The following is a 12,211-nucleotide window of genomic DNA, read 5'->3' on the forward strand; positions in this document are numbered from 1 at the left end:
GGACCGTGGGGCCTGGTCGTCGCGCCATGCAGTTGCCTTGCAATAGCGCCACAATGGACCTAACAACCCCTTGAACTCACCCGGAGGAGAACCCATGCCCCACGCCTTTGCGTCCACCCTCAAGAACTTCAAGACTGCCTCTGGCAAGGTCGGCAAGTTCTATTCCCTGCCAGCGCTGGCCAAGCAATTTCCCAATATCAACCGGCTGCCGGTGTCCATGCGCATCGTGCTGGAGAGCGTGCTGCGCAACTGCGATGGCAAGAAGGTGACGGCTGAGCATGTGGCCGAGGTGGCCAACTGGAGCCCCACGGGCCACCGCACTGACGAGATTCCGTTTGTCGTCTCGCGCGTGGTGCTACAGGACTTTACTGGTGTGCCGCTTTTGGCCGACCTGGCCGCCATGCGCAGCGTAGCCGTGAAGCTGGGCAAGAACCCCAAGCGCATTGAACCGCTGGTGCCGGTGGACCTGGTGGTGGACCACTCGGTGATGGTGGACCACTATGGCAAGAAGAACTCGCTGGACCTGAATATGAAGCTGGAGTTCCAGCGCAACCGCGAGCGCTACGAGTTCATGAAGTGGGGCATGCAGGCGTTTGACACCTTCCGCGTGGTGCCGCCTGGTTTTGGCATCGTGCACCAAGTGAATCTGGAGTACCTGGCGCGCGGCGTGCACAAGACGGCGGACGGCGTGTACTACCCCGACACCCTGGTGGGCACCGACAGCCACACGACGATGATCAACGGCATTGGCGTGGTGGCCTGGGGTTGCGGCGGCATCGAGGCCGAGGCGGCCATGCTGGGCCAGCCTGTGTACTTTTTGACGCCCGACGTGGTCGGCTTTGAGCTGACGGGCCAGCTGCGTGAAGGGGTCACCGCTACCGACCTGGTGCTGACGGTGACCGAGATCCTGCGTCGCCACAAGGTGGTGGGCAAGTTTGTCGAGTTTTATGGCGAAGGCACACGCACGCTGGCGCTGCCAGACCGCGCCACCATTGCCAACATGGCGCCCGAGTATGGCGCCACCATGGGCTTCTTCCCCGTAGATGAAAAAACCATGGATTACTTTGCGGGCACCGGCCGCACCAAGCCCGAAATGGAAGCCTTTGAGGCCTACTTCAAGGCGCAGGGGCTGTTTGGCGTGCCGTTGGCAGGCGACATTGATTACTCGCAGGTGGTGAAGCTGGACCTGGGCAATGTGACGCCCAGCTTGGCCGGCCCCAAGCGTCCGCAAGACCGCATTGAGCTGGGCAAGGTGGCCAGCCAATTTGAGTCGCTGTTCTCCAAACCCAATGCCGAGAACGGTTTTAACCAGAACGCGGCCGTGTTCCACACCCGCCACCTGGCCCGCACCTGGGATGAACCGTTGACCGTCAAGGTGCCCAAGGCGCCGCCCACACCGCTGGGTGCGCCGCGCCAGGTGGTGGAGATGGAAAGCAGCAAGCCCACGCTGGCTGCCCACCATGCGCCCAACACCGCCACCGTGGTGGTGGGGGCGGGCAGTGGTTCGGACGTGACCATCGGCAACGGCGACGTGCTGATTGCCGCCATCACCAGCTGCACCAACACCTCCAACCCCAGCGTGCTGCTGGCCGCCGGCCTGCTGGCCAAGAAGGCGGTGGAGGCCGGACTCAAGGTCAAGCCGCACATCAAGACCAGCCTGGCACCCGGCTCGCGCATCGTCACCGAATATTTGACCGAGACCGGCCTGCTGCCTTACCTAGAGAAACTGGGCTTTGCACTGGCGGGCTATGGCTGCACCACCTGCATTGGCAATGCGGGCGACCTGACACCGGAACTCAACGAGGTCATCACCACCAACGACCTGATTTGCGCCGCTGTGCTCTCGGGCAACCGCAACTTTGAAGCGCGTATTCACCCCAACCTGAAGGCCAACTTTTTGGCCAGCCCGCCGCTGGTGGTGGCCTACGCGATTGCCGGCACCGTCAACCGCGACCTGATGACCGAGCCCGTCGGTAAGGGCAAGGGCGGACGGGATGTGTACCTGGGTGACATCTGGCCCACCAGCGACGAGATCCACAAGCTGCTGAAGTACGCGATGAAGGGCAAGGCCTTCCGCGAGAACTACGCCAAGGTGAAGACCGAGCCGGGCGTGCTGTGGGACAAGATCAAGGGCGTGGCCGGTCAGGCCTACACCTGGCCCACCAGCACCTACATTGCAGAGCCACCGTTTTTTGCTGACTTTGCTATGGATTCAGTAGCTGCTCGCGCAGGTTCCACGGGGGCTACAGGTCAAATTGATACTGAATCCTCGGTGCGGGGTGCCCGCATCATGGCGCTGTTTGGCGACTCCATCACCACCGACCACATCTCGCCGGCCGGCTCCATCAAGGAGAGTTCACCTGCAGGCCAGTGGCTGCTGGCCCACGGGGTTCAGAAGCTCGATTTCAACAGCTACGGTGCGCGCCGCGGCAACCACGATGTGATGATGCGTGGCACCTTTGCCAACGTGCGCATCAAGAACCTGATGATCCCGCCCGACGCCACGGGCTCGCGCGAGGAGGGGGGCGTGACGCTGTACCAGCACGATGGTCCGGACCAGGGACAGAAGATGTTTATCTTCGACGCCGCCATGCAGTACATGGCCGACGGCGTGCCCACGGTGATTTTTGCGGGCGAGGAATACGGCACCGGCTCCAGCCGCGACTGGGCCGCCAAAGGCACGCAACTGCTGGGCATCAAGGCGGTGGTGGCCAAGAGCTTCGAGCGCATCCACCGCAGCAACCTGGTGGGCATGGGCGTGCTGCCGCTGCAGTTCAAGGGCACGGACTCCTGGCAGTCGCTGGGGCTCAAGGGCGACGAGACGATCGATGTGATCCCCGATGCCGACCTGACCCCGCAGAGCGATGCCACGCTGCGCGTCACACGCGCCGATGGCAGCACCCATGAGATCACGCTCACGCTGCGCGTAGACACCCCTATCGAGGTGGACTACTACCGCGCGGGCGGCATTCTGCCGTTTGTGCTGCGCCAACTGCTGGCGGGCTAGGGGGTCTTGGGCTCCAGCATCGCGAAGTGCTGGGTCAGCAGGCCCAGCGCGTGGCGCACCTTGGCCGGCTGTGCGTCGCGCCGCGCGGTGATGGCAAAGGCCTCGTAGTCGGGCGGACGCCAGTCTGGCAGCACGGGCACCAGGCGCCCATCGGCCAGGGCACGGCGGTCGTCGTCACTGAGCACGATGCTGATGCCCCAACCCGCCACACACAAGGAATGCAGCGCGGTGACCTGGGTGGCGGACGCCCTGGACGTTACCTGCACGCGGGCCACCTGCCCGTCGTTGCTGTGGAGCTGCAGCAGTTCTTGTGCCGCGGCCTGCGGCCGACCGCCCAGCCAGTCATGGCGGGCCAGGTCCGCTGGATGTTGGGGCCAACCACGAGCGGCCAGGTAGGCGGGCGACGCACACAGCTGCGCCCGCAGTGTGCCCAGTTTGCGGGCCACCAGGCTGGAATCCGGCAGGCCGCCTACGCGCACGGCAATGTCCACCCGCTCTGCAATCACGTCCACCAACGCATCGTCCATCAACAGCCGCAGGCTGAGCTTGGGAAAACCGCGCAGCGGTGCCAAGGCCGTGGCCAGCAGGCCGCCAAAGCCAATAGGCGCAGCAATGCGCAACTCGCCCTCGGGTTCGTCGCGGTGGTGCTCCAGCGCCTGGTCTGCCGAGCGTGCCGCGGCCACCATGGCGGTGCAGCCTTCCACATAGCGCGCGCCCGCTTCGGTGAGGGTGAGCTTGCGGGTGGATCGGTGCAGCAGTGCCAGACCCAATGCTTCTTCCAGCTGGCGCAGGTGCTGGCTCACGGCGGAGGGGGTCATGCCCAGCTGGCGCGCGGCAGCGCTGAGTGAACCGGCGGCCACCACCTCGGCGAATACGGCCATGCGTTTGAGTTGGTCCATGGAGGAGAGGTATTTGTTAGTTTTACTTCACAGTGAAAGCGAAATTTACCGTCTATTCAGATGGCTGTGAAGTAAACAAACTAGCGGCTTCCGTGTTTCAACCTGTTTTCTCAGGAGTTTTGTTATGAAGATCGCTCTGATTGGTGCTACTGGCTTTGTGGGCACCCCCGTATTGGCAGAACTGTTGAGCCGTGGCCACCAGGTCACCGTGCTGGCCCGCAACCCCGGCAAGCTGACTGCCCAGCCAGGCCTGACCGTGGTGCAGGCGGACGCGCTGGACGCTGCCCAGGTGGCCAAGGCCGCTGCTGGCCACGACGCCGTCATCAGCGCCTACAACCCCGGCTGGACCGAACCCCGGATTGGCGAGATCTTTCTGCAGGCCACACACGCCATCTTTGCGGGCGTCAAGCAGTCCGGCGTGAAACGCTTTTTGATGGTGGGCGGCGCAGGCAGCCTGTTTGTGGCGCCCGGCGTGCAGTTGGTGGACACGCCCGAGTTCCCCGCTGAATACAAGGTCGCAGCCGGTGCAGCCCGCGATGCGCTGAACCTGATCCAGAAAGAAACCTCGCTGGACTGGACCTTCCTGTCCCCTGCCATGCTGCTGAACCCCGGCGTGCGCACCGGTAAATACCGTCTGGGTGCCGACGCCCCCCTGTGGGCTGAAGGCGGCGCGCCCGGCAGCATCTCGGTGCAAGACATGGCTGTGGCTATCGTTGATGAGATCGAGACACCGAAGCACATCCAGAAGCGATTTACGGTGGCGAACTAAAACCCGGCCTAGTGCGCATGCCCATGGTGGTCATTGTCTCCACCATGGCCGGGCTGTGCCAGCTCCGCCCGCGCCTGCCGCATAACCTGCCATCCGCCTTGCAGGGCCAGCGCGGCCATGCCGGCGGCCACCAACAGGTCGGGCCAGCGGCTGCCGGTGCTTACCACACCGACGGCGGCCAGCATCACGGCGATGTTGCCAATGGCGTCGTTGCGCGAGCACAGCCACACGCTGCGCATGTTGGCATCGCCCTCGCGGAAGGCATAGAGCATCCAGGCCACGGCCACGTTGGCAGCCAGTGCCAGAAAACCCACCGCGCCCATGGTGGCGGCATCGGGCACACCGCCTTGCCACACGCTCCAGATCGCCTTGCCCAGCACCAGCAGGCCAAAACCCATCATGCACACAGCCTTGACCACGGCAGCGCGTGCGCGCCAGGCCAGCGCGGCCGACAGCACGGCCAGCGACACACCGTAGTTCAGTGCATCACCCGCAAAGTCAATCGCGTCGGCCAGCAGGGACAGCGAGCCCGCGCGCCAGCCGGCCGCCATCTCCACGCCAAACATGGCGGCGTTGATCAGCAGGGCGATCCACAGGATGCGCCGGTAACGCGTGGGGTTTTGCAGGGTTTCAATCGCAGGGGTGTCGTGTTCGCAGCAGTGTCGGCTCATGGTTTTCCTTGTCAATGCTTGCATTGGAAACCCTGAAGCCACTTCAGAGTCAAGCCCTATACTGCAACAGGGTTAAGAAGGACGCATCCTATGAAAATCGGTGAACTGGCCAGCACCACCGGCACCCCGGTGGAAACCATACGCTACTACGAGCGCGAGGGCCTGCTGCCCGTGCCGGTGCGCACCGATGCCAACTACCGGGTGTACGAAGCGCACCACGCGCAGCGCCTGCAGTTTGTGCGCCACTGCCGCAGCCTGGACATGACGCTGCAAGAGATACGTGCGCTGCTGGCGTTTCAGGATGCCCCCGAAGACAACTGTGTGCAGGTGAACGCGCTGCTGGACGCGCACATCGGCCATGTGGCCCAGCGCGTGCGCGAGTTGCGCCAGCTGGAAAAACAACTCAAGGCCCTGCGTGCGCAGTGCCAGGGCGTGCAAGACGCGGCACATTGCGGCATTCTGCAGGGGCTGTCAGAGGGCGCGGCAACACCTGCAGCCCCGCCCGCGGGCCATGTGCATGGCAGCCATGGCAAGGCGCACCGCGGCGTGCACTAAACGCGGCGGCGTTCCAGCGAAGTGGTTTCGTAAAAACGTTGCTTCGCCTTGAACATGGACTGGTCCGCGGCGTGGATGGTGGCCTCGACTTCGGCCGCCGTATTGCACGTGGCAATGCCCAAGGCCAGGCTGAGCTTCTGGCCGGGATAGAACTGGTTGTTGAGTTCCAACATGGACTCGATGCGTTCCTTCAGCCCGTTGGCCGCGCGCTCATCGCTGCCGGGCATCAGTGCCACAAACTCGTCACCACCGATGCGTGCCATGCACAGTGGCTGCTGGTCGCCCGCGGCCTTGGCCAGCACCTCGCCCGCGCGGCGCAGCATGGCGTCGCCTGCGGCGTGGCCCTGGTTGTCGTTCACGGCCTTCAGGCCGTTCAGGTCCATGGCCACGATGCTGAGCGGCCACGGGCCTTTGCGCGAGATGCGGTTGAGTTCTTCGACATAGAACGCGCGGTTGCGCAGGCGCGTCAGCGCGTCGTGCTTGCCCAGGTATTCCAGGTAGGCCTCGGCCTTTTTGCGCGCGGTGATATCCACCAGCGACACCAGCACCAGATCCCAATCGGCCTCATGCCCCGGCATCACCGTAAACTGCATGTGGATGTTGATGAGCTCCCCGGTCAGTGAATAGTTGATCACCTCGCGCGTCTGCATGGTCTTACCGTTCCACAGGTCCAGCAGCTGTTCGGCAAACGAATCGCTCATCTCCCCCTTAAACACCAGGTCCAGCTTGCCCAGGAGGTCGGCACGGTCGGTGGCGGCAAACATGTCCAGCGTGTGCTGGTTCACGTCCAGCACGCGGATCTGTTCCATACAGCGGGTCACAAATTCGGCGTGCACGCTCAGGAACACGCGGAAGTCCTGGATGCCCGAATGCCGCACCTCGTCCATCAGACGCTTCACGCCGCTGAAGTCTTCCACCCACAGGGACACGGGCGACAGGTCAAACAGGTTGCGTGCGTGTTGCTCGCTTTGCTCCAGCTTCAACCGGGCCAGGGTGTGCGCTGTCACCTCTTGCAGGGACACCATCACGCGGTCCCAGGTGTCTTCGTGCCCTTCGAGCACGCGCACATGAATCTGCACGTCCATGCGGCGACCGTCCAGCGTGTAGTTCACGCCCTGGCTGGAAAACTCCAGCTCACCATTCCACAGGTGCACCAGCTCGGTCACCATGTGCTCAAACATGTCGCCGCGGAACACTTCCGGCAGGCGCGCTACCAGCTCTTGCTGGCTGGCAGCGCCATACAGGCGCAGGGTTTGCCGGTTGACCTGCAGCACTTTGTAGCACTGCGAGCACTGGGCAACGCTGATGGGGTCTTTGCGCAGATACGAGCCCAGATCAACGATGCCCTGGGTGCGCCATTGGGTGAACAGGGCTTTGAGGGCGCTGTAGTCCTCCAGCCAGAGGGAGATGGGGGCGGATTCAAACAACAGTTCAAAGTCGGTGCTGGCGGTCATGGTGGGAGTGCAGTGGTTGGGCAGGCGCTGCCAGTGTAGCTGCGCAAGGTCAAACTATGGGGTGCCCGGGCGGGGGAGAATGGTGGGTATGGAACAAGCAATGGTGATTGTGGGCGGAGGCATAGGCGGCATGGCAGCCGCCCTGGCCGCGGCGCGCGCCGGCATGAGCGTACGGCTGGTGGAGCAGGCCCACGCCTTTGGCGAGGTTGGGGCCGGCATTCAGCTAGGGCCCAATGTGGTGAAGGTGCTGGAGAGCTGGGGCCTGGGCGACGCGCTGCGTAGCGTGGCCGCGTTTCCCGAGCGGCTGGAGGTGCGCAACGCCCTCACCGCCAAAACCCTGGGTGTATTGCCCCTGGGCGCGCAGGCCCTGGCACGGTACGGTGCGGCCTATGCCACAGTGGCGCGGGCCGACCTGCATGGCCTGCTGCTGCAGGGTGTGCAGGCCTACGGCGTGCCGCAGCAGCTGGACACGGTGCTCACCCACGTGGAAGAGGATGCGCAGGGTGTGCAGTTGCACACGGCGCAGGGGCACTTGCTGACCACACCGCTGTTGGTAGGGGCCGATGGTTTGTGGAGCCGGGTGCGCCAGCACTTGCTGCCGCAGTCGCAACCCCGGTCTACAGGACATCTGGCGTTTCGGGCCATGGTGCGGCAGGACGCTTTGCCCGCCGCACTGCGCAGTCGCGCCGTCACGGCCTGGCTGGGCCCCAAGTTCCATGCAGTGCAGTACCCGGTGTGCGGTGGCGCGTGGCTCAACGTGGTTGCCATTGTGCAGGGCCAGACGGAGGGAGACCCCACATCGTGGGACCACAGCGCCAATGCCGCCGAGCTGCGTGCCCGCCTGGCCAATGCGCAGGCACCGTTGCTGGACCTGATCCACGCGATAGATGACTGGCGCCTGTGGCCTCTGTACGACCGCCCGCCCATGACCAGCGCCGCGCAGCAGGCTCAGGGCCGCATTGCGCTGCTGGGCGATGCCGCCCACCCCATGCGCCCCTACATGGCCCAGGGTGCGGGCATGGCGATAGAGGATGCACAGCAGCTTGTGATGTCTTTGCAGACGCAGCCTTCCGATGTATCTGCTGCGCTGGCCCATTACGCCCAGACTCGCTGGCGCCGCAACGCGCGGGTGCAGGCACGGGCCATTCGCAATGGTGAGATCTTCCACTTGCGTGGCCCGCTGCGCCTGGGGCGCGACATCTCGCTCAAGCTGCTGGGGCAGCATGTGCTGGATGTGCCCTGGTTGTATGGCTACCAAGCCTAGTTTGCAGATGCTATAAAAAGCGTAGCTGCTCGCGCAATATCTACGGAGGCTGGAAGCCACTTGGACATAAAAAAAGGCCCCGACGGGGCCTTTTTGACTTGGCGACGTGGTCGCCTAAGTACCTTACTTTTTCGCAGCAGGCTTTGCTTTCTTCGCAGGTGCTGCAGCTTTGGCGGCAGGCTTGGCCTTTGCCTTGGGGGCGGCTGGCGCAGCAGCAACGGGAGTTGCTTTCAATGCAGTGCGTTGGTCACGCAGGGCGTTGATTTCAGCGCCCAGCTTGTTCTTGCGTTCGGTCAGCTTGGCAATGTTAGCGGTCAGCTTTTCAATGGCCTTGGCAGTTTTGGAGACGGGGGCTTTCTTGGCGGGAGCCTTCACCACAGTCTTCTTTGCTTGCGCAGGAGCTGTAGTTTTGTTCTTTGTTGCTGCAGCTTTAGGGGCCGCTTTTTTTGCAGTTGCCATTTGATTTCTTTTCCTGTTTTGTTATCTGTTCAAGAACTTGAACAGGCCTCTATTGTCCTCAATATTTGCGCAGGTTCAAAAAACACAGGTACAGACCAAATTTGTAGTTCTGCCGATAGCGGTTTTCAGGAGGTCGTCTACCACGGCACCGTGGCAAATCGCTCCACCAAAAAATCCAGCAGCGCACGCACCGCGGGTGACAAATGCTTGCGCGATGGGTAGAGCGCATAGATGGCCATGTCGGGCAATTTCCAGTCTGGCAACACCGCTTGCAGGCTGCCATCGTGCAGATGCGGATTGGCCAGGTAGGTGGGCTGCAGGGCCACGCCGCCACCGGCCAACGCGGCCCGCAGCAAAGCAGTGGCCTCATTCGCACTGAAATGGCTGCCCACACGCACCTCCGCCTGCTCGTCCCCTCGCTGCAGCTTCCACACGCTTTTGCCAAAGTTGGCATAGCTCAGGCAGCGGTGTGCGGCCAGGTCGCTTGGTAGCTTGGGTGTGCCCTGCGCGTGCAAGTAGTCTGGTGATGCCACCAGTATCGATGTGCACGGCGCCAGCACACGACCGATCAGCATGGGGTCGGGCTCGGCGCTGATGCGGATGGCCAGGTCAATGCGCGCCTCCACCAGGTTCAGCGCGCCCTCGCTGGCATTGAGGTCGACCTTGAGTTGCGGGTACAGCTTCAAAAAGTCTGTCACCGCCGCGGCCATCTGCGCATAGGCCAACGACATGCTGCAGGTGATGCGCAATTGCCCGCGCAAGGTGCCATCGTGGCTCTGGGCTTCTTCTTCCACGTTCTCCATCAGCGCCAGCATCTGCTGGCTGCGGCGCAGGCAGTTTTCGCCGGCGTCGGTGAGCGTGACGCTGCGCGTGGTGCGCTGCAAAAGGCGCGCGCCCAGCCACTGTTCCAGCTCGCCTACATAGCGCGTCACCATGGCGCGCGACATGTCCAGCTTGTCGGCCGTGGCGCTGAAGCTGCCGCTGTGGGCCACTTCCACAAACACCTGCATGGCGGTCAATCGGTCCATGATTTGCTCAATATATGAAACAGTAATGGCCGAATTATCGGGTTTATCTGTGTGGATATTGAAACTAAAGTTCACTCCAGCGCTGCAGAGCGTTTCCCCTTCTAACCACCTCTCGACTGGAGTTCCAAATGATCCGCACGACACTACTCGCCGCATCCCTTGCCATCGCTTTCACCAGCGCCCAGGCCACCCAGCCGCTGACCGTCAAGGTCTACAACGCCGACGGCAACAGCTTCAACGTCAACTCCACCTTGGTGGTGGGCGAAAAAGAGGTCATGGTGATTGACGCCGGCTTTACCCGTGCGGACGCACTGCGCATTGCGGCCAATGTGCTCGACAGCGGCAAGCAACTCACCACCATCTACGTGAGCCAGGCCGACCCGGACTACTACTTTGGTGTGGAAGCGCTGAAAGAATTTTTCCCCAACGCTGACGTGGTGACCACCCCCGCCGTGCTGGGCAAGCTCGCCCCCAAGCTGGCCGGCAAGGTCGCCTTCTGGGGCCCCAAGATGGGCGCCAATGCACCCCGCAAGCCCGTAGTACCCCGCGCACTGGAAGGCAACACCTTGACACTGGAAGGCCAGACGATTGAGATCCGCGGCACGCAAGGCCTGTTGGCACATCGCCCCTACGCGTGGATTCCATCCATCAAAGCCATCGTCGGCAACATTGGTGTGTTTGGCAATATGCATGTGTGGACGGCCGATACCCAAACCGCAGCCGAGCGCGCGGCGTGGGCGGCTCAGCTGGATGAAATGATGGCCCTGAAACCCGAGCTGGTGGTTCCTGGCCACATGAAGGCCGGCACCAAAGTAGACGCCAGCACGATCACGTTCACTAAGGATTACCTGCAGACGTTTGAGAAGAACCTGGCCGCCAACAAGACCAGCGCAACGCTGATACCCGCGATGAAACAGGCCTACCCCGCATTGACCGATGGAGCCTTGTCGCTGGACATTGGCGCCAAGGTCAACACGGGCGAGATGAAGTGGTAAGGCCATCATGAAATCCTTTAAAACGTTCCTCATCGCAACATCCCTTGTTGGGGCCTTCTCGGCCAGCGCCTTTGCCCAGACCAACAAAGAAATCGTTGTGGCTGGCATGAAGGGGCTGTTCATCACGCACGACGCTTCTGTCATTGACAAGTACTGGTCGCCCACGTATGTCCAGCACAACCCGGCCGTGCCAAATGGCTCCGAAGTGCTCAAGGGGTGGGTTGGCAGTTTGCCACCTGACTTCAAGTACGAGCCCGGCATGGTGGTGGCAGAGGGGGACTTGGTCATGATGCACGGTCGCTACACGGGCATGGGTCCCAAGGCCATGATTGGCGTGGATATCTTCCGCCTGGCCAACGGAAAAATTGTGGAACACTGGGACATCTTGCAGGAAGAAACCGTCAAGACCGTCAGCGGCAACCCCATGTTTTCCAACCCGCAAAAGTGATTGCACAGTGAAGGACCGCGCACCATGACAACGACCGTGACCTATTTATTCGACCCGCTGTGTGGCTGGTGCTACGGTGCTTCGACCGCGATTCAGCAGCTGGGCCAGCACGCCACCATCCAATTAGAACTCGCCCCCACGGGCCTGTTTTCTGGTGGTGGGCGCACCATGGATGTGGCGTTTGCCGAATACGCATGGTCCAACGACGTGCGTATTGCCAAGCTCACCGGCCAGCGCTTTACGGAGGACTACCGCACGCAAGTGTTGGGCAATGTAGGCAGTCGCTTTGACTCAACCACTAGCACGCTGGCGTTGACCGCTGTGGCGCTTACGGAGCCTGCGCGTGAACTGGAAGCCTTGAAGGTCTTGCAGGAAGCCCGCTACGTGCAGGGGTTGGACACCTGCGCCGTGCCCACGGTGGAGAAGCTGTTGCGCGACATGGGGCTGGGTGCCGCCGCCGATCGTCTGATAGCAGGCGACGCAGAATTGTTGACCGCCAATGCGGCGCGCGTTCACAAAGCGCAAGGCCTGATGCAGCGCTTTGGCGCGCAGGGTGTGCCCACGCTGGTCGTGACGGATAACAATGGCAGCCGGTTGCTGCGCGGTAATGCGCTATACGGCAGCGTTGACAGTTTGCTCAGCCACATTGCGGCGGCCTGAAA

General features: G+C 62.6%; 12 protein-coding genes. 7 read left to right on the forward strand and 5 right to left on the reverse strand.

Features of this window, described 5'->3' with window-relative positions; genetic code table 11:
- Positions 1–94 precede the first annotated feature (94 nt).
- Complete coding sequence (locus J2X15_RS20650) at positions 95–3,007, forward strand: aconitate hydratase (RefSeq protein WP_310346768.1); 2,913 nt, start codon at positions 95–97, stop codon at positions 3,005–3,007.
- On the opposite strand, the gene J2X15_RS20655 is transcribed toward J2X15_RS20650, so the two are convergent.
- Positions 3,004–3,906 carry a LysR family transcriptional regulator gene (locus J2X15_RS20655; RefSeq protein WP_310346770.1) on the reverse strand — a complete coding sequence of 301 codons (903 nt, stop codon included), beginning with the start codon at positions 3,904–3,906 and terminating at the stop codon, positions 3,004–3,006. The two genes, J2X15_RS20650 and J2X15_RS20655, sit on opposite strands and share 4 nt — an antisense overlap.
- Positions 3,907–4,030: 124 nt before the next feature.
- Between J2X15_RS20655 and J2X15_RS20660 the strand changes: the two genes are divergently transcribed.
- Entirely contained in the window at positions 4,031–4,675 is a 645-nt protein-coding gene (locus J2X15_RS20660; protein ID WP_310346773.1) for an NAD(P)-dependent oxidoreductase, read from the forward strand.
- Between the two features lie 8 nt (positions 4,676–4,683).
- Here the strand turns inward: J2X15_RS20660 and J2X15_RS20665 are convergent, their stop codons facing one another.
- Entirely contained in the window at positions 4,684–5,346 is a 663-nt protein-coding gene (locus J2X15_RS20665; RefSeq protein ID WP_310346774.1) for a cation efflux transmembrane domain-containing protein, read from the reverse strand.
- A 90-nt stretch (positions 5,347–5,436) separates the two neighbouring features.
- On the opposite strand from J2X15_RS20665, the gene cadR reads away from it, so the two are divergent.
- Complete coding sequence (cadR, locus tag J2X15_RS20670; RefSeq protein WP_310346777.1) at positions 5,437–5,901, forward strand: Cd(II)/Pb(II)-responsive transcriptional regulator; 465 nt, start codon at positions 5,437–5,439, stop codon at positions 5,899–5,901.
- Here cadR and J2X15_RS20675 read toward each other — a convergent pair.
- A complete protein-coding gene (locus J2X15_RS20675; protein ID WP_310346779.1) occupies positions 5,898–7,355 on the reverse strand; it encodes a sensor domain-containing diguanylate cyclase in 1,458 nt (485 codons plus the stop codon). The genes cadR and J2X15_RS20675 overlap by 4 nt on opposite strands.
- Before the next feature lie 88 nt (positions 7,356–7,443).
- On the opposite strand from J2X15_RS20675, the gene J2X15_RS20680 reads away from it, so the two are divergent.
- Complete coding sequence (locus tag J2X15_RS20680) at positions 7,444–8,619, forward strand: FAD-dependent monooxygenase (RefSeq protein WP_310346780.1); 1,176 nt, start codon at positions 7,444–7,446, stop codon at positions 8,617–8,619.
- A gap of 123 nt (positions 8,620–8,742) precedes the next feature.
- Here the strand turns inward: J2X15_RS20680 and J2X15_RS20685 are convergent, their stop codons facing one another.
- Together J2X15_RS20685 and J2X15_RS20690 are read right to left on the reverse strand one after the other, a co-directional pair.
- Positions 8,743–8,994: a histone protein gene (locus J2X15_RS20685; RefSeq protein WP_310346784.1), complete on the reverse strand. Its 252-nt coding sequence runs from the start codon at positions 8,992–8,994 to the stop codon at positions 8,743–8,745.
- 221 nt (positions 8,995–9,215) lie between these two features.
- Positions 9,216–10,106, reverse strand: a complete 891-nt coding sequence (locus tag J2X15_RS20690; protein WP_310346785.1) for a LysR family transcriptional regulator — start codon at positions 10,104–10,106, stop codon at positions 9,216–9,218.
- Between the two features lie 128 nt (positions 10,107–10,234).
- Between J2X15_RS20690 and J2X15_RS20695 the strand changes: the two genes are divergently transcribed.
- From J2X15_RS20695 to J2X15_RS20705, 3 genes are read left to right on the forward strand one after another with little or no spacing between them, the layout of a single operon-like run.
- A complete protein-coding gene (locus tag J2X15_RS20695) occupies positions 10,235–11,101 on the forward strand; it encodes an MBL fold metallo-hydrolase (protein WP_310346786.1) in 867 nt (288 codons plus the stop codon).
- Between the two features lie 7 nt (positions 11,102–11,108).
- On the forward strand, positions 11,109–11,549 hold the full coding sequence (locus tag J2X15_RS20700) for a nuclear transport factor 2 family protein (protein WP_310346788.1): 441 nt from the start codon (positions 11,109–11,111) through the stop codon (positions 11,547–11,549).
- A gap of 24 nt (positions 11,550–11,573) precedes the next feature.
- Positions 11,574–12,209: a DsbA family protein gene (locus tag J2X15_RS20705; RefSeq protein WP_310346791.1), complete on the forward strand. Its 636-nt coding sequence runs from the start codon at positions 11,574–11,576 to the stop codon at positions 12,207–12,209.
- The last annotated feature ends 2 nt before the right edge of the window (positions 12,210–12,211 follow it).

Origin of the sequence: Rhodoferax saidenbachensis, from assembly GCF_031457975.1 — a bacterium.
Taxonomy (GTDB): Bacteria; Pseudomonadota; Gammaproteobacteria; order Burkholderiales; family Burkholderiaceae_C; genus Allorhodoferax; species Allorhodoferax saidenbachensis_A.